Source organism: Sphingomonas aurantiaca (assembly GCF_003050705.1).
GTDB lineage: Bacteria > Pseudomonadota > Alphaproteobacteria > Sphingomonadales > Sphingomonadaceae > Sphingomonas > Sphingomonas aurantiaca.
Map to the genome: position 1 here is coordinate 437,337 of NZ_QAOG01000001.1, position 24,182 is coordinate 461,518.

The 24,182-nt window shown below is 66.0% G+C and carries 26 protein-coding genes; 12 read left to right on the top strand and 14 right to left on the bottom strand.

Annotation, left to right across the window (positions count from 1 at the left end):
- The first annotated feature begins 83 nt into the window (after positions 1-83).
- On the top strand, positions 84-992 hold the full coding sequence (locus tag C8J26_RS02090; RefSeq protein WP_107956518.1) for a hypothetical protein: 909 nt from the start codon (positions 84-86) through the stop codon (positions 990-992).
- An 83-nt stretch (positions 993-1,075) separates the two neighbouring features.
- Here the strand turns inward: C8J26_RS02090 and C8J26_RS02095 are convergent, their stop codons facing one another.
- A complete protein-coding gene (locus tag C8J26_RS02095; RefSeq protein WP_107956519.1) occupies positions 1,076-2,905 on the bottom strand; it encodes an ABCB family ABC transporter ATP-binding protein/permease in 1,830 nt (609 codons plus the stop codon).
- Positions 2,906-3,026: 121 nt separating this feature from the next.
- On the opposite strand from C8J26_RS02095, the gene C8J26_RS02100 reads away from it, so the two are divergent.
- On the top strand, positions 3,027-3,257 hold the full coding sequence (locus tag C8J26_RS02100; protein ID WP_056412902.1) for a hypothetical protein: 231 nt from the start codon (positions 3,027-3,029) through the stop codon (positions 3,255-3,257).
- Positions 3,258-3,277: 20 nt separating this feature from the next.
- Here C8J26_RS02100 and C8J26_RS02105 read toward each other — a convergent pair whose 3' ends face one another.
- The 5 genes from C8J26_RS02105 to crtY form a co-directional block, all read right to left on the bottom strand.
- Positions 3,278-4,228, bottom strand: coding sequence for a phytoene/squalene synthase family protein (locus C8J26_RS02105; RefSeq protein ID WP_107956520.1), 951 nt, complete (start codon positions 4,226-4,228; stop codon positions 3,278-3,280).
- 169 nt (positions 4,229-4,397) lie between these two features.
- On the bottom strand, positions 4,398-4,979 hold the full coding sequence (locus tag C8J26_RS02110) for an LOG family protein (protein WP_056412897.1): 582 nt from the start codon (positions 4,977-4,979) through the stop codon (positions 4,398-4,400).
- 94 nt (positions 4,980-5,073) lie between these two features.
- Entirely contained in the window at positions 5,074-5,346 is a 273-nt protein-coding gene (locus C8J26_RS02115) for a hypothetical protein (protein WP_056412894.1), read from the bottom strand.
- A 187-nt stretch (positions 5,347-5,533) separates the two neighbouring features.
- Complete coding sequence (locus C8J26_RS02120; protein WP_107956521.1) at positions 5,534-7,009, bottom strand: phytoene desaturase; 1,476 nt, start codon at positions 7,007-7,009, stop codon at positions 5,534-5,536.
- Entirely contained in the window at positions 7,006-8,172 is a 1,167-nt protein-coding gene (gene crtY, locus C8J26_RS02125) for a lycopene beta-cyclase CrtY (protein ID WP_107956522.1), read from the bottom strand. The genes C8J26_RS02120 and crtY overlap by 4 nt, the downstream gene beginning before the upstream one ends.
- A 303-nt stretch (positions 8,173-8,475) precedes the next feature.
- On the opposite strand from crtY, the gene C8J26_RS02130 reads away from it, so the two are divergent.
- Positions 8,476-9,033, top strand: a complete 558-nt coding sequence (locus tag C8J26_RS02130) for a GNAT family N-acetyltransferase (RefSeq protein ID WP_107956523.1) — start codon at positions 8,476-8,478, stop codon at positions 9,031-9,033.
- Here the strand turns inward: C8J26_RS02130 and C8J26_RS20350 are convergent.
- On the bottom strand, positions 9,017-9,193 hold the full coding sequence (locus C8J26_RS20350) for a hypothetical protein (RefSeq protein ID WP_156359531.1): 177 nt from the start codon (positions 9,191-9,193) through the stop codon (positions 9,017-9,019). The genes C8J26_RS02130 and C8J26_RS20350 overlap by 17 nt on opposite strands.
- 177 nt (positions 9,194-9,370) lie before the next feature.
- Between C8J26_RS20350 and C8J26_RS02135 the strand changes: the two genes are divergently transcribed.
- From C8J26_RS02135 to thiC, 7 genes are all read left to right on the top strand, one after another.
- Positions 9,371-10,171, top strand: coding sequence for a sterol desaturase family protein (locus C8J26_RS02135; RefSeq protein ID WP_107956524.1), 801 nt, complete (start codon positions 9,371-9,373; stop codon positions 10,169-10,171).
- Positions 10,110-10,526 (top strand): DUF2141 domain-containing protein, encoded by a 417-nt coding sequence (locus C8J26_RS02140; protein WP_321170163.1) that lies wholly within the window; start codon positions 10,110-10,112, stop codon positions 10,524-10,526. The genes C8J26_RS02135 and C8J26_RS02140 overlap by 62 nt, the downstream gene beginning before the upstream one ends.
- Positions 10,527-10,595: 69 nt before the next feature.
- Positions 10,596-11,459: a MipA/OmpV family protein gene (locus C8J26_RS02145; protein ID WP_056412878.1), complete on the top strand. Its 864-nt coding sequence runs from the start codon at positions 10,596-10,598 to the stop codon at positions 11,457-11,459.
- 371 nt (positions 11,460-11,830) lie between these two features.
- A complete protein-coding gene (locus C8J26_RS02150; RefSeq protein WP_107956525.1) occupies positions 11,831-12,850 on the top strand; it encodes a ferritin-like domain-containing protein in 1,020 nt (339 codons plus the stop codon).
- Positions 12,851-12,900: 50 nt separating this feature from the next.
- Positions 12,901-13,929: a ferritin-like domain-containing protein gene (locus C8J26_RS02155; protein WP_056412872.1), complete on the top strand. Its 1,029-nt coding sequence runs from the start codon at positions 12,901-12,903 to the stop codon at positions 13,927-13,929.
- Between the two features lie 79 nt (positions 13,930-14,008).
- Positions 14,009-14,881: an outer membrane protein gene (locus C8J26_RS02160; protein WP_244185119.1), complete on the top strand. Its 873-nt coding sequence runs from the start codon at positions 14,009-14,011 to the stop codon at positions 14,879-14,881.
- A 301-nt stretch (positions 14,882-15,182) separates the two neighbouring features.
- Positions 15,183-17,111 carry a phosphomethylpyrimidine synthase ThiC gene (gene thiC / locus C8J26_RS02165; RefSeq protein ID WP_107956526.1) on the top strand — a complete coding sequence of 643 codons (1,929 nt, stop codon included), beginning with the start codon at positions 15,183-15,185 and terminating at the stop codon, positions 17,109-17,111.
- A gap of 56 nt (positions 17,112-17,167) precedes the next feature.
- Here the strand turns inward: thiC and dprA are convergent, their stop codons facing one another.
- Positions 17,168-18,259, bottom strand: coding sequence for a DNA-processing protein DprA (dprA, locus tag C8J26_RS02170; RefSeq protein ID WP_107956527.1), 1,092 nt, complete (start codon positions 18,257-18,259; stop codon positions 17,168-17,170).
- On the bottom strand, positions 18,252-18,866 hold the full coding sequence (gene plsY, locus C8J26_RS02175) for a glycerol-3-phosphate 1-O-acyltransferase PlsY (RefSeq protein ID WP_107956528.1): 615 nt from the start codon (positions 18,864-18,866) through the stop codon (positions 18,252-18,254). Before plsY ends, dprA begins: the two co-directional genes overlap by 8 nt.
- 122 nt (positions 18,867-18,988) lie before the next feature.
- Between plsY and murI the strand changes: the two genes are divergently transcribed.
- Positions 18,989-19,777, top strand: a complete 789-nt coding sequence (murI, locus tag C8J26_RS02180; RefSeq protein ID WP_107956529.1) for a glutamate racemase — start codon at positions 18,989-18,991, stop codon at positions 19,775-19,777.
- Positions 19,778-19,913: 136 nt separating this feature from the next.
- Positions 19,914-21,176, top strand: a complete 1,263-nt coding sequence (gene hemA, locus C8J26_RS02185; protein ID WP_107956530.1) for a 5-aminolevulinate synthase — start codon at positions 19,914-19,916, stop codon at positions 21,174-21,176.
- 30 nt (positions 21,177-21,206) lie between these two features.
- Here hemA and C8J26_RS02190 read toward each other — a convergent pair whose 3' ends face one another.
- From C8J26_RS02190 to C8J26_RS02210, 5 genes are read right to left on the bottom strand one after another with little or no spacing between them, the layout of a single operon-like run.
- A complete protein-coding gene (locus tag C8J26_RS02190; RefSeq protein ID WP_107956531.1) occupies positions 21,207-21,785 on the bottom strand; it encodes a Uma2 family endonuclease in 579 nt (192 codons plus the stop codon).
- 39 nt (positions 21,786-21,824) lie between these two features.
- Complete coding sequence (locus tag C8J26_RS02195) at positions 21,825-22,289, bottom strand: DUF3429 domain-containing protein (RefSeq protein WP_107956532.1); 465 nt, start codon at positions 22,287-22,289, stop codon at positions 21,825-21,827.
- The gene (locus tag C8J26_RS02200) at positions 22,289-22,987 is read right to left on the bottom strand and encodes an anti-sigma factor (RefSeq protein ID WP_244185120.1); all 699 of its coding nucleotides are present in this window, start codon (positions 22,985-22,987) and stop codon (positions 22,289-22,291) included. Before C8J26_RS02200 ends, C8J26_RS02195 begins: the two co-directional genes overlap by 1 nt.
- Complete coding sequence (locus C8J26_RS02205) at positions 22,980-23,549, bottom strand: sigma-70 family RNA polymerase sigma factor (protein ID WP_107956534.1); 570 nt, start codon at positions 23,547-23,549, stop codon at positions 22,980-22,982. The genes C8J26_RS02200 and C8J26_RS02205 overlap by 8 nt, the downstream gene beginning before the upstream one ends.
- A gap of 10 nt (positions 23,550-23,559) precedes the next feature.
- The gene (locus C8J26_RS02210; protein WP_107956535.1) at positions 23,560-23,991 is read right to left on the bottom strand and encodes a hypothetical protein; all 432 of its coding nucleotides are present in this window, start codon (positions 23,989-23,991) and stop codon (positions 23,560-23,562) included.
- Between the last annotated feature and the right edge of the window lie 191 nt (positions 23,992-24,182).

The window sequence follows — 24,182 nt, forward strand, 5'->3', positions numbered from 1 at the left end:
CGGACCTAGGGTTCGTTCACCCTCGCCGCAATGGATGATCCGCGTGGGCGAGCATTCGCGACGGGATCACCGGGGGGAATCCTATGTCGACGGCCCATACCATGTTCGCCGCGATCCTGGCGCTATGCGCGCTGACCGGCGCGGCGACGCCGGCGCGCGAACGCGTCATCGGGGGCAACGGCATCGTCGACTCGACCATCGCGGGTGCCGCGGGCCGCATTCGCATCGAACCCTCCGGCACCGGGATGCCGCTGATCACCACCGCCTTTGCCGAGCGCGCGACATTGAAATCGGGGATGCTGTCGTTCAGCTACGCGGTCGGCACCGAACGCGTCCACGGCAGGACGGGGGTTGGGTCGATCGACCTCGGCACCGGCCCGTCCAAGCATCGCATCGGCTGGACTGCGATCCCCTACACGACCGCTGCCGATGGCGTGGTAGGGCCGGGCGGGGTATCCGAAGACGTTGTTCGGTTCGTCCTGCATCCACCGGTTCCCGGCGAGCGCATGGCGACGTTGCCGATGACCGACCAGGGCGGCCTGGCGGGCGGCTGGGGCGAATTATACGCGCTGATCGATCTTGGCGGGCAGCCGCTGCGGATCCGTTTCGACCCGTATCACGCACGCACGCTCGCCACGGCGAGCGCCGCCGTCCGCATCGCGGCCGCGCAGGGCGGTACGCTGCAGGGGGCGGTCGAAAAGGTCGAGATCGCGTTCGGCATCGAACGCCCGGTCCGCACCATGACGCTCGCTCGTAGCCTCGCCATCGGGCCGTTGCAGTTCGCCACGCTGGGTGTTCGTACCGCCGATTATGGCTCGACCGCAGGCCTTGCCGATGCTGCCGCACCGATCGACCCGGACGAGGTCGTCGTCACCGCAAAATCCAAAAAGCCAGGGCGTGATCGGCTCTCGATCGGCGCGGACCTGCTCGCGCGCTGTTCCAGCATCGTCTTCGACAAACCGGCCAAGCAAATCCGCCTGACCTGCGGATAAGGGCAACTCGGTCGAGATCGGGCCAGTCTGTTGCAGAAGCGCGGCGCCAAAACACGGCCACGCGCGAGGTCTGCGTGCGGCGGTTATTCCGCCGCCAGGGCCCCGTCATCGTCCCCGGCACGTTCCTGCGCCTGGCGGTTCCACATCTCCGCATACACGCCCTCTCGGCGCAGCAGTTCGCCATGCGTGCCCTTTTCGATGATACGCCCTGCCTCCAGCACGACGATCTGGTCGGCGTGCACCACGGTGGACAAGCGGTGCGCGATCACGATCGTGGTGCGGCCGCGCTCGATCGCTTCAAGGGTATCGAGGATATCCGCCTCGGTGCGGCTGTCGAGCGCCGACGTCGCCTCGTCGAGGATCAGGATCGGCGGGTTCTTGAGCAGCGTGCGTGCGATCGCCACGCGCTGCTTCTCGCCGCCCGACAGCTTCAGCCCGCGTTCGCCGACGCGCGTCGCATAGCCCAAAGGTTGGCGTTCGATGAACCCGGCGATCGCCGCGCCCTTCGCCGCCGCCTCGACCTCGGGCATTTCGGCGCCCTCGCGGCCATAGGCGATGTTGTAGCCGATCGTGTCGTTGAACAGCACGGTGTCCTGCGGCACGATCCCGATCGCGGCGCGCAGCGACGCCTGGCGGACCTGCGCGATGTCCTGGCCGTCGACAGTGATCCGTCCGCCCGTCAGGTCGTAGAACCGGTATAACAGTCGCGCGAGCGTCGACTTGCCCGCGCCCGATGGCCCGACGACCGCGAGTGTCGATCCCGCCGGCACGTCGAGTTCGAGGTCGCGCAGGATCGGCCGGCCTGCATCATAGCCGAACGAGACATTCTCGAACCGGACATGGCCTGCGCTCACCGCGAGCGCAGGTGCGTCGGCGACGTCGACGACGGAGGCGGGCGTATCGATCAGGTCGAACATCGCGGCCATGTCGAGCGCGCCCTGCCGGATCGTCCGGTACACCATCCCCAGCAGGTCGAGCGGCCGGAACAGCTGTGCGAGGAGCGTCGACACGAACACCACGTCGCCCGCGGATGCGAGCCCGCGGCTCCACCGCCACACGACGAAGCCCATGCCGCCTGCGAGCATCAGGTTGGTGATCAGTGCCTGACCGAGGTTTAGCCAGGCGAGCGAATTCTCGCTCTTCACAGCGGCTTCGGAATAGGCGGTGATGCCTTCGTCGTAGCGGCGGGCCTCGCGTTCTTCCGCACCGAAATATTTGACGGTCTCGAAGTTCAGCAGTGAATCCACCGCATGCGCGACCGCGCCGGTATCAAGGTCGTTCATCCGCGCGCGCAGTGCGTTGCGCCAGTCGGTCACCATCCGCGTGAAGGCGATATAGCCGACGACCATCACGACGGTCGCGATCACCAGCGGCCAGCCGAACTTGGTCCAGAACAGCCCCAGCACCAGGACGAGTTCGAACACCGTCGGCGCGATGTTGAACAGCAGGAAATAGAGCATCGTGTCGATGCTCTTGGTGCCGCGCTCTACGACCTTGGTGACCGCGCCGGTTCGCCTGGACAGGTGGAAATCAAGGCTCAGCGCGTGGAGGTGGCGGAATACCTGCGCGGCAAGGCGCCGCGACGCATCCTGCCCGACGCGCTCAAACACCGCGTTGCGCAGATTGTCGAACAGCGTCGTCCCGAACCGCGACGCGGCATAGCCGACCACCAGCAGTACGACGAGCGTCAGCGCGCCGCGATCATTCCCGGCCATCCGGTCGACTGCGTATTTCAGCGTGAACGCCGCGCCGAACACCTGCACCAGCTTCGAGGCGATGACGAGCAACATCGCGACGACGATCCGCGCCTTCAGCTTGGGCTGCCCCGCCGGCCACAGGAATGGCAGGAAGCGGCGGAGCGTCGGCAGCAACGGCTGGTCCGCGCGGGTGGAGGTGTAGGTATCAGGGGGCATTGCTGGTTGGGATGTAGGCGCGGTCAAGCCCCGGCGAAAGCGGTTGGGGGAACAATCCTGCCACTTCGTCGCTTTTCCTATCGTGTCCAACGCCGGGCGCCGCGATCCACTGGAGAATGAAATGGAACCGCTGTTCTACGTCATGGCCATCATGGGCTGCGGTGACGGCAACATCAATTGCACCGAGGCGCGGGTGATCCCGGCACGATATGAGACAATGGCGCAGTGCCGTGCGGCGCTGCCAGATCAGCTCGCGCAAAATACCGATGTGCCGTATCCGATGATCGGCGCAAATTGCCGCGCGCAGGGGCGGTACATGGCGAAGGTCGGCAAGCCCAAGTCGCAGGGCTGATCACTATTCCAGCCGCCGTCCTAGCCTTTGGGACGGGTCCACAACCGCGGATCGCGCGGTTGCCGGGGATACAGCTTTTCGCGACCAGCGGCCTCTCGCGCTGCGGCGACGATGAACCCGAGCTTTTGCATCCCGGACGTAGTCACACGGTGATCCCAAGCGTGCTCTCCGCGAGCTGCAACGGTCCGTCCAATCGCGCCGTAGATCCCAGCAGCCGCGAGCACCGCCCAGGCCGAGCGGAACGATAGCGAGGGCGTTCCTTGTCGAGCGCTAGCTTCGAATGCTGCCGCGCGATCGGCCATCCGCTTCGACAGTAGCGCAAGCCGCGAGCGGAAGGGCGGCTTCATGTGCTGGCCCGGCGGAAAGTCCATTTCTACCAGCCATTCGATCGGCAGGTAGCAGCGCCCGACGCGATCATCCTCCTCGATGTCGCGTGCGATATTGGCGAGCTGGAATGCCATGCCCAGGTCGCAGGCACGGTCGAGCGTGTCGTCGTCATCGGGGTCGACGCCCATCACCACCGCCATCATGCAGCCGACGACGCCCGCGACATGGTAGCAATAGCGATACAGGTCGTTCTCGGAGCGCGGTCGCCAATCCTCGGCATCGAGCGCGAAGCCCGCGACGAGATCGCGAGCGAACCGCTTGGGCATCCGCGTCTCGGCCGCAACGATGCGCAGCGCATCGAAGGCGGGCTCGCCGACGACCTCGCCCGCCAGCGCCTGCTCGGTCATCGCCGAGAGCGCTGCGAGCCGTTCGGGCGCGTCGTGGACCACGGTCATGCCGTGGCCGTGATCCTGCCCATCGGCGATGTCGTCGCAGCGTCGGCACCAGGCGTAGAGCAGCCACGCCCGCTCGCGCGTGGGCTTGTCGAACAACAGGCTGGCGGCGGCGAAACTCTTCGATCCGCGCGCGATGGATTCGTGCGCGGTCGCGACGATCGCCTCGCGCGAGGGGGCGGGGTGACTCATCCGCGCACGCGCGCCACGATTGCGGTCACCACCCCGGCGAAGGCCGGGGCCCAGTTGGGGAACAGCGTTTGGTTGGCGTTGCGCGTCGTCACCTCAACCTTTCCAACTGGGCCCCGGCCTTCGCCGGGGTGGCGATGTAGGTTGAGATCGGACGTCAACTGAGGCTGCCTCACAGATCCGACGCGTTCATCCGGACGATCGGCTGGGTCGGCACATGCTCCGCCATCCGGTCGAGCAGTACGTCGAGCGTATCCGCGACGATCAGCAGGTCGCGGTGCTGCGGGCGCAGGAAACCGACCTCGCCCATCTTGTCCCAGAACGCGATCAGGTGATCGTAATAGCCCGCAGTGTTGAGCAATCCGACCGGATCCGCATGATAGCCGAGCTGTGCCCAGCTTAGCGCCTCCCACAATTCGTCCATCGTGCCGGTGCCGCCGGGGATCGTCACGAACCCGTCGGACAGGTCGGTGAACATCTGCTTGCGCTGGTGCATCCCCTGCACGACGTGGAGTTCGGTGAGCCCGCGATGCGCGACCTCGGCATCGACCAGCGCCTGCGGGATGACGCCGATTACCTCGCCGCCGCCTTCCAGCGCGCCATCGGCGATCGCGCCCATCAGGCCCGTCCGGCCACCGCCATAGACGAGGCCGATCCCGCGCTTCGCAAAAGCCAGCCCCAGCGCCCGCGCGCCCTCGATATAGGTCGGATCGGCCGGCGTCGCCGACCCACAATAGACTGCAAGACGTTTCATACGCCCGCGTTAGGGGATGTGATACCCGGTCACAAGGAGGGTACCCGGCCTGATTGGGCGGGTGCCGCCGCGATGGCGGCACCCGCCGACTATCTCAGCACTGGCTCCGACAAAAATCACCGGCCTTCTCGGCGGCATAGTTGCAGACCGTGCTCGCAGGCCAGGGCAGGGCGTTACAGGCGATTTGGGCTGCCTGCTGCGCGATGTTGCAGGCCGTCGTGCAGGCATTGCCGGCGTCGGCTTGCAAGGGGGCCTCGCCGACCTCGACCGTCTGTCCGTCGAAGTTCTTGCCGATGATGTCGCGGATCTTCTGCTGCTCGTCGCTGCTGATCCCGTTCCAGTCCACGCTGTTGACAGTAATGGCCATGACGCATCCTCTCTGTTGTCGACCGGTATCCGGTCGACAAAGATGCTAGAACACTGACCGCCGGCATCTACATCCGATACAGCCATTACTGCGTTAGTCGCGACGTCAGAGGAAGTTTAGCCTAGTAGTCTATCGAAAATTAGACCGTTTCGGACGAATCTGGCGGACGCTATGAGGCTTGGTAAGGCTATCGTTCGCCGAGCATCAGTGCCGCCGTCGCCTTCGCACTCCCCACGACCCCCGGAATTCCTGCCCCCGGATGCGTGCCCGCTCCGACGAAGTACAGGTTCGGAATATGCTCGTCGCGGTTGTGCACGCGGAAATAGGCGCTCTGCGTCAACACCGGTTCCAGCGAGAACGCCGACCCCAGATGCGCGTTCAAGTCCTGCGCGAAATCCTTCGGTGCGTAGCTGAACTTGGTCACGATCCGATCGTGGATATCGGGGATCAACCGCCGCCCGATCTCGTCGAGGATGCGCTTTTCGAGGATCGGCGCGATCTCGTCCCAGTCGACCGGGAACTTGCCCATGTGCGGCACCGGCGCCAGCGCGTAGAAGGTCGAATGTCCCTCCGGCGCCAGCGAAGGATCGGTCACGGTCGGATGATGCAGGTACAGCGAGAAATCCTCGCTCAGCACGCCGTGATCGTAAATGTCCTCGAGCAGCCCCTTATAGCGCGGCCCGAACAGGATCATGTGGTGCGGGATGCCCGGCCACGTGCCCTTGATCCCGAAATGCACCACGAACAGCGACGGCGAATATTTCTTCCGCTCGAGCGATCCCGTCTTGCGCTTGGCGCTGCGCGACGTCGCGAGCAGGTCGCGGTAGGTGTGCATGATGTCGCTGTTCGCCGCGACCGCGTCCGCCTGACCCGACCAGCCGCTGGCGGTCGTCACGCCGGTCGCGCGGTCGCCGAGAGTCTCGATCGCGGTGACCGGATCGTCGAGCCGGAGCACGCCGCCGAGCCGCTCGAACTGGGTTACCAGTGCGGCGACCAGCCGGTTGGTGCCGCCGCGCGCGAACCACACGCCGCCGTCGCGCTCGAGCTTGTGGATCAGCGCATAGATCGCGCTCGTCGTCATCGGGTTGCCGCCGACCAGCAGCGTGTGGAACGAGAGCGCCTCGCGCAGCTTCTCCGATTTCACATAGCTGGACACGATCGAATAGACCGACCGCCACGCCTGGTATTTCGCGAGTGCCGGCGCCGCCTTGATCATCGACCCGAAGTCGAGAAACGCCACGTGGCCGAGCTTTTCATAGCCCTCGTGGAAGACGCCCGCCGAATAGGCGAGGAACTTCTCGTAGCCCGCCCAGTCACCCGGATGCAGCTTCTCGATCTCGGCGCGCATCTGCACGTCGTCGTTGGTGTAATCGAAATTCGTCCCGTCGGGCCAGTTCAGCCGGTAGAACGGCAGCACCGGATCGAGCGTCACGTCCTCGCTCATGTCGCGCCCCGTGAGTGCCCACAGCTCGCGCAGGCAATCCGGATCGGTAATGACAGTCGGCCCCGCATCGAAGGTGAAGCCGTCGCGTTCCCAATAATAGCCACGGCCGCCCGGCTTGTCGCGGCTCTCGACGATCGTCGTCTGCACGCCAGCGGATTGCAGCCGGATCGCGAGTGCCAGCCCGCCGAAACCTGCGCCGATGACTATTGCGGTCTTCATGATGACATACTGCCTGCGATGGCGCGGACGGCGCGCACGATGGGGACGGGGGGCTTGCCGGTCAGGACCCGCGCCTTGTCGGAGAGAGTCGAGCGTCCGGCGTAGAAACGGCCAATGAGCGGTGGTGAGAGGCGGTAGAAGCGTTCGAGGATACGATAGCGTTCCTCGGGCTCCGCCGCGCGAAACAACATCGTGTCGAGCATCCGGTAGAAACCGCGGCTTTTCCACGTCGCGCGCGCCATCGCATGCGTCGCGTCGTGCAGCCTTGCACCGGAGAAATCGCTGAGGCCCGCGAGCATCGCGGCGGTCCGCACGGCATCGGGCAGCGAGTAGCCCGTGGTCGGATGGAACATGCCCGCGCGCATCCCGGCCTTGGCGACGCGTGCGCCGCCCGATCGCCAATAGGCCTCGAAATCGCCCCCCATCGCGACCGGCAGAACGCCTGATTCATGCCGCGCCGCCTGCGCCACGCGCCAGCCGCGCGCGTCGGCATAGTCATGGATGCGCGCGGTCAGCGCCTCGACGTCGAGATCGGGCGTGTCGCTGTAATAGGTGTCTTCGACGAACATCCGGTCGGCCGCCAGCGGCAGGCAATAGACGAAGCGATAGCCGTCGATCTGCGGCACGGTCGCGTCCATGACGATCGGCACCGGGCTCTCGTGCGGCGCGTCGAGCACCAGTTCGCGGCCGACGAATTTCTGCCACGCCAGATCGAGCAGCGACAGGTCGCCCGGCCCGCGCGCGTCGATCACGCCGGTCGCCTCGATCCGGTCGCCGTCGGCCAGCACCACCGCGGTGGCACTCGCGCCCGATACCTTGCGGCCCAGCATCAGCGCGTGCGGCGGCAGGACGCGGCGCACCTCGCGATCGAGCCGCTCGCTCTCGATCGAATAATAGGTCGCGTCGATCGTCCGCGCATGCGCCGGGAAGCGGACGTCATAGGCAGGCCATGCATGCACGACGAGCGGTGCGACGAGCCAGCGGTCGGCCTGCGCGACGTCGCTGCCGAAGAACGACCAGAGGTGATTACCGCCGACGACGCGCGCAGAGTCGATCAGTCGCACGTCGAGCGCGGGGTGCTTGGCCTTGAGCGCCAGCGCGATCATCCCGCCGGCCAAACCCGCGCCAACGATCGCGACGTCGCAGGAGATCGTCGATGCCATGCCTCCGACTAGCGCAAACGGCGGGACACGAAAACAGCCTTTCCCAAGCAATCTTGAACGAAGGCAACCTGCGTTGCCGGGCTCGCCCATGATCCTCCCCCGCCAGGGGGAGGTGGCTGGCGATTGCCAGACGGAGGGGGCGGTAATGGAAACCACTGTTCCGTGTCCTCCCCCTCCGTCACCTTCGGTGCCACCTCCCCCTGGCGGGGGAGGATTGAAGGCGTGCGATCAGGGCGTCTTCGCCGTGGAACGGGGAGGGCGGGGGTGTTCCCCTTTCCCTGCCGATAACGGTATCGTGCGGCGATGCAGACGTCACTCTCCGTCCCCATGCTCACCACCGCTCGGCTGACGCTGACCGGCCACACCGCGTCCGACCTCGAGGACTGCGCCGCCATGTGGTCCGACCCGCGCGTCTATGCGATGATCGGCGGACAGCCGCGATCGCGCGAGGACGTCTGGATCCGCCTCCTGCGTGCGATCGGCCAGTGGACGCTGTTCGGCTACGGCACCTGGGTCGCGCGCGATACGGCGGGCCGGCTGATCGGTGAACTCGGCCTGATGGAGACGCGCCGCGCGATCACGCCGTCGATCGACGCTGCGCCCGAAATCGGCTGGACGCTGGCCGGCGACGCACATGGCCAGGGATACGCCTCCGAGGCGCTCGCCGCGATCCTCGCCTGGACCGACGCGCGAATCCCCAGCACGACCTGCATCATCGATCCCGCCAATGCCGCGTCGATCCGCCTTGCGGACCGGCTTGGCTATCGCCTGCGCACGACGGGCCTCTACCGCGATGCGCCGATCCTGATCCTCGATCGTGCCGCGGGTTCGGCGGGTGCCGGGGTCAGCGCTGCGCGGTGACGACCGGTTTCTGCACCGCTCCGATGGGCATCGGATCGCCTGCCCGATCATAGAACGCCATCAGGACCAGCCCCAGGGCCAGGATGCTGCCAGCGATCGCATAGATCAGCCCCTTATGGTCCTTACCGGTATCCCCGCGCGCGGCGTTGTGGTTTGCCATGCATCACTCTCCGATTTGGCAGGTCATCCTGCTCTGGAGGGGAGGCTATCACGTTTCGGTGCACTGCATAGAGGCTATTGCAACGCCGAGCTATTCTCCCCGCGACGCTGTCGATCTCCGCATCAGCCACCCGAACACCCGTTACCCGACAGGGCGAAACCCCCTATACGCCGCATCATGTGGCTCGCCATTCTCCTCTCCGCGATCGTGATGACCGCGATCGTCGGTGTCCGGTATCTGATCGTGTCGGGCGCGTTCGCTGCGGTGACGCGGGCGCGGCATCCCGGCCTCTATCGCGGGCTCGACGCGCAGATGCGGCGCGAGATCTGGTGGAGCATCGCGTCGGCCGCGATCTATGGCGTTCCCGCGGGGGTGGTCGCCTGGGGCTGGCAGTATCGCGGCTGGACTCAGGTCTATACCGACGCCCATGCGTATCCGGTTTGGTATCTGCCGGTGTCGGTGCTCGCCTTCATGGTCGCGCACGACACCTGGTTCTACTGGACGCATCGCTGGATGCATCGGCCCAAGCCGTTCAAGCTGGCGCATGCGGTGCATCATGCCAGCCGCCCGCCGACCGCATGGGCGGCGATGGCGTTTCACCCGATCGAGGCGATCACCGGCGCTGTGGTAATTCCGCTACTGGTGTTCGTCATTCCGATCCATGTCGGCGCGCTGGGTCTGGTACTGACGATCATGACCGTTATGGGTGTGACCAATCACATGGGGTGGGAGGTTTTCCCGCGGTTCATGTGGCGGGGCGCACTCGGCGGCTGGCTGATCACGGCAAGCCATCATCAGCGTCATCACGAACAATACGGGTGCAACTATGGCCTATATTTCCGCTTCTGGGATCGGCTCTGCGGCACCGACAACGGGCTCGGCGACTTTGCCAAGGCGCATGCAAAGGCTGCCGCTCGTGGCAGCCGCGGCGGTGACCTGGGCGATGCTGGCCGCGGCGGCCCCCGTCACGCGGCTTGACGTCGAGGTCGACAATCTTCGGTCGGCCAAGGGCATGATCCGGATCTGCCTCACCGCTGATCCGGACAATTTCCCCGCCTGTATCGACGATGCCAACGCGTTGACCCGCTCGGTGCCCGCCAGCGTCAGGACCACCAGCTTTCCCGGCCTGCCGCAGCGCGGCTATGCGCTGGCGATCATCCATGACGAGAACAGCAATTCCAAGCTCGACACGATCGCGGGCATCCCGCGCGAGGGCTATGGATTCTCGCGCAACGCCGCGGTCCGGTTCGGTCCGCCGCGCTTTTCGGCGGCCCGGTTCATGGTCGCCGGTGATGCCGAATTGCAACAGGTAAAAATGCGTTACATCTTCTGATTGCCCGTAACGGACCGAAAACGATTTCACCGCGTTGCGACGTGGAACGTTTTTGTCCGGAGCATTTCCTTGCGCGCATTCACTCTCTTTACGTCTGCCGCAATCGCGGCACTTGCGATCGCCACCCCTGCGCTGGCACAGACCGATCCCAATCCGTCGCCGACGATCACCGATCCCAAGGACAACAACCGCGTGACGGTCGCGCTCGGTGTGGTGTCGATGCCCGATTACGAAGGCGCGGACAGCAATTCCTTCACTCCCGCGGGCGCCTTTGTCGGCACCGTGCGCGGGCATGACTTCTTCCTCCGCGGCACGCAGCTGTATTTCAACCTGATCCCGAACACGGGTGAGGTCGGCACCAATTTCGAGCTCGGCGTGATCGGCGGCGTCCGCCGCGATCGCACCGGCGACATCGACAACCGGCAGGTCCGCGCGCTCGGCAAGATCGATACCGCCTATGAGCTGGGCGGCTATGTCGGCGTCGCCCGGACCGGCGTCATCACTAGCGACTATGACACGCTCACCGCGCGCGTCGCCTATGTCCATGACGTTTCCGGCACGTACGACAGCTATGTCATCACGCCGCAGGTGAACTACACCACGCCGCTGTCGGTCCGCACGCTCGTCTCGCTCGGCGTATCCGCGGACTATGCCGGAAAGGGCTTCGGTCGCACCTACGCGGCGGTGACGCCGATCGGCACGCTGGCCAGCGGGCTGCGCACCTATGACGTGAATGACAGCGGCTTTCGTCGCGTCAACGCATCGCTGTTCGTCGTGCAGAGCCTGTCGGGCGATCTTCGCCACGGTTTCGGCATCGGTGCGGGCGTGCTCTATGGCCGCATGGTCGGCAAGTACAAGGACAGCCCGATCGTCGCCGATGTTGGCGATGCCGATCAGTGGCTGGGCGCACTGGGCCTGACCTACACCTTCTGACACTTGCATAGTCTGGACCTCGCCTCGCGTTGAGGTCGGAAGCCTTCCCCATCGGTTCACCCGATGGGGAAGGGCGGTTGTACCCCGCGTCAGGTCGCTGCTTGAGCGCGACCCGCTGATCCCCGTCGAGGGCGTCGCGTACCCCGCAGACATGGTCTGCAACACACCGTAAAATTATTTCATGGCGACCCCTTGAAGCGTGCGTCCAGAATCCGATGGCGGACGTTCCTCGACATGGACGGCATTTTTTTGCCCGCAATAGAGCGCTTTACGGGCTGGACCTTCTTGAAAGGGTCTGGCTTATATCGGTCCAGATTGTTCGATTGTTCTAAAAACTCCGACGTCTGCAACTACAAGGGGAGGACCCTGATATGACCGAGAGCGTGCACCTGATCGAAGCCCTCGATGCCCGCAAAGAGCGACGCAGCGAGCGGCGTGACTTCTTCAAGAACGCGCTCGGCGCGGCTGCGATCACCGCAGCCGGTGCGACCGCCTTGTCCTTTTCCAGCTCGGCTGCGGCACAGACCATCACCGATGCGGACGTTCTGAATTTCGCGCTCAACCTCGAATATCTCGAGGCGCAATTCTATTCCTACGCCGCCTATGGCACGGGTCTCGACAACAGCCTGCTGTCCGGCACCGGTACGCAGGGTGCGGTCCGCGGCGGTCGCCAGGTGACCTTCACCGATCCGGTCGTTCGCCAATATGCGCGCGAAATCGCGCAGGACGAGATCGCCCACGTCAAGTTCCTCCGCACCGCGCTCGGCAGTTCCGCCGTCGCGCAGCCGGTGATCGACGTCAGCGTATCGGCCACCAGCGCCTTCTCGACCGCGGCGCAGGCTGCAGGCCTCGTCCCCGCCGGCACCGCGTTCGATCCCTATGCGTCGGACGAAGCGTTCCTGCTCGGCGCGTTCATCTTCGAGGACGTCGGCGTGACCGCCTACAAGGGCGCTGCCCCGCTGCTGACCAGCAAGGCGTATCTGGAAGCCGCGGCCGGCCTGCTCGCGGTCGAGGCGTATCACGCGGCGATCGTCCGCACGACGCTGTACGGCAAGGGCATCGCGACCCCGTCGCTGCGCACCTCGGCCGACGCGATCTCGCGTGCGCGCGACAGCCTCGACGGCGGCGGCGCGAACACGACGATCTTCGGCACCAACGATCTCGACCAGGGCATCTCGTCGTACAGTGCGACGCCGATCAACCTGGCGAGCACGCAGGCCGCAGTGACCGTGTCGAACATCGTTCCGCTCGACAGCAACGGCGTCGCGTACAGCCGCTCGGCCAGCCAAGTGCTCAACATCGTGTACCTCAACAGCGGTGCAGCGTCGGCGGGCGGTTTCTTCCCGAGCGGCATGAACGGCAACATCAGGACGAGCACCGCGGCGGGCTGATCGCATCAGCCTAGCCCACTGCTTTTCTTCGCTATTCAGGGGATACCCCAATGACCGATCTCAATACCAAGCTCGAAATATTCGACGCGATCGCCACGCGCCGCAACGAGCGCCGCAGCTTCCTTCGTTTCGCCGGTGGCTCGGCGATCGCACTCGGCGGTGCGACGCTGCTCTCCGCCTGCGGCAGCGATGATTCCGATCTCGCCCCGTCGCCGACACCGTCGCCGACTCCGACGGCTGCGCTGAATGACGCGGACGTGCTGAACTTCGCACTCAACCTCGAATATCTCGAGGCACAATTCTATGCCTATGCGGCGTTCGGCGTCGGGCTCAATGCGAGCCTGCTGACCGGGACCGGCACGCAGGGTGGGGTCACGGGCGGTGCGCAGGTACCGTTCTCCGACACTGTCGTGCGCGAATATGCCCGCGAGATCGCGATCGACGAGGTCGCGCACGTCGCGTTCCTGCGGTCCGCGCTTGGCACCGCCGCCGTGGCGCAGCCTGCACTCGACATCTCGGCCGGCACCGCTGCCGCGCCGGGTGCGTTTACCTCTGCTGCGCGTGCGGCTGGCGTCATCGGTGCGACGGGTGTGTTCAACCCCTATGCCGACGACAACAGCTTCCTGCTGGGGGCATATATCTTCGAGGACGTCGGCGTTTCGGCCTATAAGGGCGCATCGCCGCTGATCGCGAACAAGACGTATCTGGAAGCTGCCGCCGGCATTCTTGCTGCCGAGGCCTATCACGCCGGTCTTATCCGGACGATCCTGTTCCGCAAGGGCCTGACCACACCTTCGCTGGTCACAGGCGCCAACCAGATCAGCGACGCGCGCGACAGCCTCGACGGTACCGTCACGAACACGTCGACGGGCGTGATCGGCGACGACGATCAGGGCATCACCGGATCGGATGCGACCATGTCGAACATCGTGCCCACCGACGCCAACGGGCTCGCCTACAGCCGTTCGACCGGCCAGGTGCTCAACATCGTCTATCTCAACAAGACGGCCGTCTCGATGGGCGGGTTCTTCCCGGCCGGTGTCAACGGCAACATCAAGACGAGTGCCGCCAACGCCTGATCGGCCTGCGCAACCGAAACAGAAACCTTGGGTCGCGGCGAGCATTGGGAGCGCCGCGACCCTTGTTTGGGGAACGACCATGACTCACTTCACGAAACTCACGATGCTCGCCGGTCTCGCCACCGCGGGCATTTTTGCCGTTCCGGCGCACGCGCAGGACATGACGACCGACGACAAGCCGTTCTCGGGCCTGTATATCGGTGCTGCCGGCGGTTACGACGTCCAGCCCAACGACGTCGGCTCGTCGATCCTGTTCGACCGCAATGGCGACGGTAACTTCAGCGACAGCGTTAACACGATCACCGGTGCAAACGCCTTCTCGCCCGGCTTCTGCAACGGCTCGGCCCGCACCGCCGTCCCGGCTTATGGATGCCGTAACGACGATGACGGCTGGTCCTATTATGGCCGCGCGGGCTTCGACGTGCAGAGCGGTCCGTTCGTGGTCGGCCTGGTCGGCGAGTTCGGCAAGGCCGAGATCACCGACAGCGTCGCCGCCTTTTCGACCACGCCCGCCAGCTACACGATGGCGCGCAAGCTGAAGTGGGAAGGCTCCGTCCGCGCCCGTGCCGGTCTCGCCGCGCACAACACGCTGTTCTACGCCACCGGCGGCGCCGGTTATGCAAAGATCGACAATCTGTTCTTCACCACCAACACCGCCAACGCGTTCGCGGCGACGGGTTCGGACAAGCGCTGGGGCTATGTCGGCGGCGGCGGCATCGAGCAGAAGCTGACCAAGAACATCTCGATCGGCATGGAATACACCTATCACCAGTATAAGGACGACGACGCACGCGTCCGCGTCACCGCTGGCACCGCGCTTGCCGGCAGCCCGGTCCTGCTGGCGAACAACCCGTTCGTGCTGGCGCCCAACACTTCCGGCACCACGTTCCGCCGCAGCGACGAGAATTTCCGCTGGCATAGCCTGCGCGGGACGGTGTCGTTCCGCTTCTGACGTAAAGGTCAGCCCCCGACGCAGTGGCTGACAACCGACCAATCGACAGGAAGGACCGCTACCCGAACTGGGCGGCGGTCCTTTTTGCGTTGCGCGCCAAGCGCATCCTCCTATGCTGGCCATACCCCGGGGGAGCGCTGCCGGGTTTCCATCAAATGCGAATTTGCTGGGCACCCCACCGCGCTTGAGAGGAAGGCAGGAGCCTTCGACCCGCTGAACCTGATCCGGTTGATACCGGCGGAGGGAGGGAGCGGTCGCTACAGAACCGCAGCCTTGCTCCGATATCTTTAGGAGCAAGCGCATGGCCGACGTCGACACGCATTTCCCCCAGCCCGCAGCACAGATCGGCGTCACCACCGGCCCGATCCGGGGCTCGCGGAAAATCCACGTCGCGGTGCCGACCAGCCCCGACGTCCGAGTCGCGATGCGCGAGATCGTCCTCGACCCGAGCTGTTCCGAGCCGCCCCTGCGAGTCTATGACACGAGCGGCCCGTACACCGACCCGCGCGCCACGATCGACATCGACGCGGGCCTGCCGCAACTCCGCCGCGCCTGGATCGAAGCGCGCGGCGACGTCGAGAGCTATGACGCGCGCGAAGTCCGTCCCGAGGATAATGGCCAGCTCGGCCCCGACCGCTCGGGCGGCGTCCCGCAATTCCCCGGCAGCATCAAGCGCCCCTTGCGCGCCAAGCCCGGCGCCAATGTCAGCCAGATGCATTACGCGCGGCGTGGCATCATCACCCCCGAGATGGAATATGTCGCCACCCGCGAGAATCTCGGCCGCGCGATGCTCAAGGACTATAAGCGCGACGGGGAGAGCTTCGGCGCGCAGATCCCCGACTTCGTCACCCCCGAATTCGTGCGTGACGAGATTGCGCGGGGCCGCGCGATCATCCCCAACAACATCAACCACCCCGAATCCGAACCGATGGCGATCGGCCGCAACTTCCTGGTCAAGATCAACGCCAATATCGGCAATTCGGCGGTCGCATCGAACGTCGCGGCCGAAGTCGACAAGCTCGTCTGGGCGATCCGCTGGGGTGCTGACACGGTGATGGACCTCAGCACCGGTCGCAACATCCACGACACGCGCGAATGGATCCTGCGCAACTCGCCCGTCCCGATCGGCACCGTGCCGATCTACCAGGCCCTGGAAAAGGTCGGCGGTGTCGCCGAGGACCTGACCTGGGAGATCTTCCGCGACACGCTGATCGAGCAGGCCGAGCAGGGCGTCGACTATTTCACGATCCACGCCGGCGTCCGCCTCGCCTATATCCCGATGACCGCCAAGCGCGTCACCGGCATCGTGTCGCGCGGCGGCTCGATCATGGCGAAATGGTGCCTCAGCCATCACAAGGAGAGCTTCCTCTACGAGCGCTTCGACGAGATCACCGAGATCATGAAGGCGTATGACATCGCCTATTCGCTCGGCGATGGCCTGCGCCCCGGTTCGATCGCCGACGCGAACGACGAGGCGCAGTTCAGCGAGCTCTACACGCTCGGCGAACTGACGCATCGTGCGTGGAAGAGCGACGTGCAGGTCATGATCGAAGGCCCCGGCCATGTGCCGATGCACAAGATCAAGGAGAATATGGACAAGCAGCTCGAGGTCTGCGGCGAAGCGCCGTTCTACACGCTCGGGCCGCTCACCACCGACATCGCGCCGGGCTACGACCATATCACCAGCGGCATCGGCGCCGCGATGATCGGTTGGTATGGCACCGCGATGCTTTGCTACGTGACGCCCAAGGAGCATCTCGGGCTTCCCGACCGCGACGACGTGAAGGTCGGCGTCGTCACCTACAAGCTGGCCGCGCATGCCGCTGATCTGGCGAAGGGCCACCCGGCCGCGCAGATGCGCGACGATGCGCTGTCGCGCGCGCGGTTCGAATTCCGCTGGCGCGATCAGTTCAACCTGAGCCTCGATCCCGATACGGCCGAACAGTATCACGACCAGACGCTTCCCGCGGAGGGCGCCAAGACCGCGCATTTCTGCTCGATGTGCGGGCCCAAATTCTGCTCGATGAAGATCACGCAGGAGGTGCGCGATTTTGCCGCCAAGCAGAACAGCCCGGCGGATACGTTCCTCGCGGTGGACGTCACCGCGGCCGATGCCGACCGCGCCAAGTTCGCGACCGGCGCGACGCTGGCCGATGCCGAGCAGGGCATGGCCGATATGAGCGAGAAGTTTCGCGCGAAGGGCAGTGAAATCTATCTGCCCGCGGAATAACTCAGAGCCACAGCCCGGCTATCCTCCCCTTGGCGGGGGAGGATAGCGTCTCGCGATCAGGCGAGACTGACGCGTCCGCCGGCGTGACGCTCGAGGCGGCCGGCGAGTTCGAGTTCGAGCAGCACGGTGTGGACGACCGCCGGGCTCTCGCGCGACTGGCGAATGAGCTCGTCGATCGCAACGGGGACGGGGCCGAGCAGGTCGGCGATCCGGCGGCGGTCGGCGTCGCTGGCATCCTGCGTCGGCGTCGCGGCAAAGGCGTCGATCGGCGAGCGGACCGAGCGGGGATCGAACGGGCGGATCTGTTCGAGGATATCGGCGGCCGATTGCACCAGGGTGGCGCCCTCGCGGATCAGCAGGTTGCAGCCTTGCGCCCGCGGGTCGAGCGGGCTGCCGGGCACGGCCATGACCTCGCGGCCGGATTCGTTGGCGAGCCGCGCGGTGATGAGCGACCCGGATTTGGGGACGGCCTCGACCACGACCGTGCCGATCGCAAGGCCTGCGATGATGCGGTTGCGCGAGGGGAAGTTGCGCGCCTTGGGTTCGGTACCGGGGGGTTGTTCGGCGAGCAGGAGGCCGGCGGTGGCGATCCGCTCCTGCAAGGCGGTGTTGTCGGGCGGATAGGCGATGTCGATTCCGCTGGCGATGACCCCGATCGTGGCACCGTCGGAACCGGCACCCAGCGCGCCGATATGCGCGGCCGTGTCGATACCGCGCGCGAGGCCCGAGACCACGGTCGTGCCGTTCTCCGCCAGCTGGAGCGCGAGTTGGCGCGCGAACCTACAGGCGGCGGCCGATGCGTTGCGCGCGCCGACCATCGCGACGCAGGGGCGGGCTGCGTGCGCGATGTCGCCGCGGAAGATCAGCGCCGGGGGGGCGGTTTCGATCTCGGCTAGGAGACGCGGATAGTCCGGGTCGTCGAGGAACAGGTAGCGCGCACCAAGCCTGGTGGTGGCGGCGATTTCGCGTTCGGCGACGGAGACGTCGGCGATCCGGGGACTGCGCCCGCCGCCGCGTTGGGCAAGCATCGGGAGTGCGGCGATGGCAGCCTCCGCGTTGCCGAAGCGGGCGATGAGCTGGCGATAGGTGACCGGTCCGATCCCGGTCGTGCGGATGAGCCGAAGACGGGAGACCGTCGGGTCAGCCACTCTTTTTCCGGTTGGCGCCGATCCGCGGCTCGGTGCCGGAAAATAACCGCTCGACGTTCTCGCGGTGCTTCCACAACACGATCAGCGCGAGCGCGAGGAGCAGCAGGACGAGGTCGAACCGACCGAACAATGCCGCCGCGAAGGGTGCGCTGAGTGCGGCGGTCATGCCGGCGACCGACGAGATACGCAGCCCCGCGAGAAGGCCTAGCCAGACGACCGCATAGACGAGCCCCAGCGGCCAGTAGAGCGCGACGACGATCCCCATGAGCGTGGCGACGCCCTTGCCGCCCTTGAACCTGAGCCAGACGGGATAGCAATGGCCGATGAACGCACCGGCGGCGGCCAGCAATGCGTTACCGGGGAAGAGCGACGCGACAAGCAGGACGGCCACCGCCCCCTTGGCCATGTCGAGCAGCAGCGTGGCGGCGGCAAGGCCCTTGCGACCGGTGCGCAGGACGTTGGTGGCGCCGATATTGCCAGAGCCGATCGTGCGCAGATCGCCCGCGCCGCCGAGCCGAGTCAAAATGACGCCGAACGGGATCGAGCCGAGCAGATAGCTGAGCACGAGCGATAGCGTGGGCGCGACCCAGAGAATTTCCGTCTGCAAGCATGTCCCCCGTTCTGGCCGCGCTTATAAACGAGTCGTGGCGGACGGCAAATGGCCTCGAGCGGCGGCCGATCGCACGCGAGGTCTGGTTCAGACGCGCCAATCCGTCCTAAGGCGCGGGGATGGATATGCGCCCCATCCTGTTCTTCGATTCCGGTGTCGGCGGGTTGTCGATCGTCGGACCTGCGCGCGCGGCGCTGCCTGAGGCGCCGTTCGTCTACGCCGCCGACTCGGCCGGTTTTCCCTATGGTACCAAGAGCGAGGCGGAGATCGCCGCGCGCGTGCCGGTGTTGCTGGGGCGGCTCGCGGAGCGGTACCGGCCGCGGTTGATCGTGATCGCGTGTAACACGGCCTCGACGATCGCCTTGCCGGTGGTGCGCGCGGCGCTCGACCTGCCGGTTGTCGGAACGGTGCCGGCGATCAAGCCCGCCGCCGTATTGTCGGTCACGCGGACGATCGGCGTGCTGGGGACCGAGGCGACGGTGCGGCAGGCCTATGTCGACGATCTCGCGGCGAGGTTCGCTGGCGATTGCACCGTGCTGCGCTACGGATCGGCGGCGCTGGTCGAGATGGCGGAGGCCAAGCTGCACGGGCGGGCGGTGGCGCCGGAACGCTATGCCAAAGTGCTCGACGGCTTGTTCTCGCAACCCGGCGGCGACTCGATCGACGTGATCGTCAACGCGTGCACGCATTTCCCGCTGGTCGAGGCCGAGCTTGCGGCGGCGGCGCCCGGCGTCCGGTTCGTCGACGGCGGTCCCGGGATCGCACGGCGGATCGTTTACCTGGTGCAGGGCGAAACGTGGTCGGGTGCGGGCGAGGGCATCGCGGTCTTCACGCGGTTGGGCAACGACGAACGCGCGCTCGGACGGGCGTTGGCGGCGCGCGGGTTCGGCAGGATCGAGCAGCTTTAGGCGTCGGCCTGGGACAATGTGGCACCTTGCTTCGCGGGCGCATCGTGGCAATGTGCTGCCAGGACGAGGAAAGCGATCACCGTAAGAGCGGTATTGCGCTGGAACTGAGTGAAAGTGAGGCGTAGTGCCCAAACCTATGAGTATCGACGGCAAAACGGCGACGGACGGCATCAGCGGTCCACGAGTCGATTATTCGCGCGTGTTCACGCAGGCGATCGACCGGTTGCATGCCGAGGGGCGCTACCGCGTGTTCATCGACATCCTCCGCAACAAGGGCGCGTTCCCCAACGCGCGCTGTTTCGCCGGGCATAACGGTCCGAAGCCGATCACCGTCTGGTGCTCGAACGACTATCTCGCGATGGGCCAGCATCCCAAGGTGATCGCGGCGATGGAAGAGGCGCTGCACGACGTCGGCGCAGGCTCGGGCGGCACGCGCAACATCGGCGGCAACACGCATTACCATGTCGATCTGGAGGGCGAACTCGCCGACCTGCACGGCAAGGAAGCCGCTTTGCTGTTCACCAGTGGCTATGTCTCAAACGAGGCGACGCTGGCGACGCTGGCGAAGGTCCTGCCGGGCTGCATCATCTTTTCGGACGAGCTGAACCACGCATCGATGATCGCAGGGATCCGCAATTCGGGCTGCGAGAAGCGCGTATTCCGCCACAACGACCTCGCGCATCTCGAAGAGTTGCTCGCCGCGGAAGACCCGGCGGTGCCGAAGCTGATCGCGTTCGAGAGCGTCTATTCAATGGAGGGCGACATCGCGCCGATTTCCGCGGTGTGCGATCTCGCCGACCGGTACAATGCGCTGACCTATTGCGACGAAGTCCATGCGGTCGGGATGTACGGCGCGCGGGGCGGCGGGATTTCGGAACGCGACGACGTCGCGCACCGGATCACGATCCTCGAGGGCACGCTGGGCAAGGCATTCGGCGTGATGGGCGGCTATATCGCTGCCGATCGGACGATCGTCGATGTGATCCGCAGCTATGCGCCGGGGTTCATCTTCACGACCTCACTGTCGCCGGTGCTCGTCGCAGGCGTGCTCGCCAGCGTGCGGCATCTGAAGGCGTCGAGTGTCGAGCGCGACGGGCAGCAGGCCGCAGCGGCGATGCTCAAGGCGATGCTCAAGGATGCCGGGCTGCCGGTGATGATCGGCGACACGCATATCGTGCCGCTGATGGTGGGCGATCCGGTCAAGGCGAAGAAGATCAGCGACGTGCTGCTCGCCGAATACGGCGTGTACGTGCAGCCGATCAACTATCCGACCGTGCCGCGCGGGACCGAGCGGCTCCGGTTCACGCCCGGCCCTGCGCATACCGAGGCGATGATGCGCGAGCTGACCGATGCGCTGGTCGAGATCTGGAGCCGGCTGGACCTGCGCAAGGCGGCGTGAGACGGAGCTTGCGCGAGGGGCGAGCCAGCTTCAGTCGATCGTGATGGTGCCGTCGGTACCGGGGACATCGAGCGGTTCTCCGAATCGTATCGTACGGACCTGCGCGTAGTCGCCATCGATCGGTTCGCCGAACACGTGAACAACTGATCGGGCACTGTCGACGACCCAATACTGGGCGATGCCTATCCGTGCATAATCCGTGCGTTTGGGCCCCATATCGCGGGCCAGGGTCGTTTCGGCGATCTCTACGGCCAGAACTATATCGGGAGCGCTGCACAGCCGGTTCGTGTCCGGGCGCGTTCGAACCAACGCCACGTCACACGCCCTGATCGTCGATTCGCTTACGCGAAGTCCGGTTTCTGCCAACGCGAATAGCCCGGCGACATGTGCTATCGGTAACAGCGCCGCAAATACTTCGGACTGGTACCAGCTGTGGTTGCTCATCGGCGGGTTCATGCGTTCGAGCTCCCCGTCGACCAATTCGATCTTCATGTCGTCGAACGCACCGGCTTCGGCCATGCGCATGAATTCCGCAGCCGTGAACCGCGCCGGTGTCGAGCGAACCTGGGGTTCTGGCTCGGCGCGGACGATGGCGGCGTGCTTGTTCATTGATGGACGATAGCACTTATCGGACGCCACGCAGAGTCGTTAGAGTGCCGCCGCTAAAAGAGTCAGCACGCCCAAACCCAGCGACAGAGGCAGCCGCAACGCCATCCAGCCGGGCGGTGCGATACCGTCGCGGACCAGCGCGCGGTCGACGAGCAGCGCGCCGATCAGGCTGATGCCGAGCACCACCAGCGACGGCCCGGGCCAGCGCAGGCCGACCATCCAGGGCCACGCCGTGCCGAGCGCGATCAGCGAGGGGGCGACGCTGGCGAACCAGAGCCAGCGCGGGGCCGAGTCGGTGCGCGCGGCGAGGCCCCACCACAAGCCACCGAGGAAGCTCAGGATGATCGCGGCATAGGCATAGGCGATCGCCAGCGCGGCATAGCGGCTTTGCGGGTCACCGCTCAACAACAGCGCGACTGCGCCGAGTTGTGGGAGCAAGCCGCTCAGGCCTAGCAGCCGCGCGATGGGCGGGATGCCGCCGGTCGCGGCAGGTCGCACGGTCATCAGACGCGCGCGACCACGCCGGTCGCGACGACCGGACCGGTCGGCAGCCCGGTCGGCGAGCCGCCGAGCGGTTCGAGCGAGATCGCGAGCGTCGCGCCGGGGGCGATGCGACCGCGGTCGACGCCCTTCGGCGCCAGCGCGGTCGGACGCCCCGAGAGCAGACCGAGCGAGTGCGGCACGCCGTCGCCGCCGATCACCCAGAGCTGTGCGACGCGCGCGTCCGGAACGCCGGGACCGGCAGCGACGCGCAACGCACCGTTGGCGGGATCATAGACCGCGGCAATGGGCGACTTCGCATCGCCGAGCATCGCGACGAGCACGCTGGTCGCGCGGGCGACGGGGATCGGTTGCGAGACGGGCACGGTCGGTTCGGGGCGAACCATGACGAACAGCAGCAGCGATGCGGCGATCGCACTGGTGATGGCGGCCAGCGCGGGCCACGCAAAGCGGCTGGTCGTGGTAGACGTTGGACCGTCGAGGCTGGCTTCGATCCGCGCGGCGAGATGCGGCGGGGCCGCGTGCTCTGGCCAGAGATCGAACAAGGCGGCGAAGCGCGATCGCCACCATTCGACCTGGGCCGCAAAGCCGGGTTCGGCGAGCACGCGACGAAGCGCCGCGCCGCGTTCCTCGCCGTCGAGCAGGCCGAGCGCGAGTTCGGCGGCGGCGACGTCTTCGGGGATGGTGTCGGGATCAGCCACCGAGGCAATCCTTCAGGCGAGCGAGGCCGCGGCGGACCCAGCTCTTCATCGTCCCCAGCGGCACCGCGCGCTTAATCGCCAGTTCGGCATAGGTGATGCCGTCGAAGAAGGCGGTGCGGATCGCGTCGCGCTGCTGCGGCTCGAGACCGTCGAGGCATTCGATCAGCTCGCGCGACGATTCGCTCGCCAGCATCCCCGCCTCGGCGCCTTCGCCGGGATCGGCGATGTCGGGCGCGTCGTCGAGCGGGCTCGTGCGGCGGACGCCCTGCGCGCGCTGCCAGTCGATGGCGCGGTTGCGCGCGATCGTCGCCAACCAGGTTATCGGGCTCGCGCGCCCGGGTTCCCAGGCCCCGGCGCGTTTCCAGATCGTGAGATAGACCTCGTGCAGCACATCCTCCGCGGCTTGGGCATTGCCGCAGATACGGTGCGTGATGCCGAAAAGCTTCGCGCTGGTCAGCGAATAGAGCTCGCGAAACGCATCGCGATCCTCTTGTCCGGTGCGCAGCAGCACTTCGGAAAGGTGCGCGCGCGCGGCATCGGCGTTGAGATGTGTGATAGTCACAGTTGGGAGCCTAGCGGCTAAGTCCGTCGCGGCAATAGCCTTCGCCTGGCTTGACGGTAAGGCAGTCGGTTTTTCCCGCGAGATATTTCAGGGCGGTCGCAGTGCCGTTCGTGGGGCGCAGCGTCTCGCGTATGCCGTTGCGATCGAACGTGATCGTGTCGCCGGCCGCGACCCCGTCGAAACTGCCCTTGTTGTCGAGATCCCATTGCATCGTGAGTGCATAGCGGCCGGGCACGCCAGCGGGGGCGGGGGCGATGTCGAGGACCATGCCTTCGACGCCGATCCAGCGGCCGGCATAATCGGGCGCGGGCTTCGGCTTTGGCGGGGCCATCTTGCGTTCGACCGATCCGACGGACGTCATGGTGCCGTCGCTGCTGGTGTCGGGCGCGGGGCCGGAGCAAGCGGTCAGCGCGACGGCGGCGATCAGGGCGTGGGGTTTCATGGCGGTCTTCCTTCGCGGTCGGCGTTTTGCGAAACTGCAAATCTTAGCGCGTCATCCTGACGAAAGTCAGGACCCAGAGCCAAGAAGGGCGCGCTATATGACCCTGGATCCTGACTTTCGTCAGGATGACGGCGTCAATTGGGATGCGCGCTTCTATCACGGCCTCGCGAACAGGTGTGGCAAATCCCGGC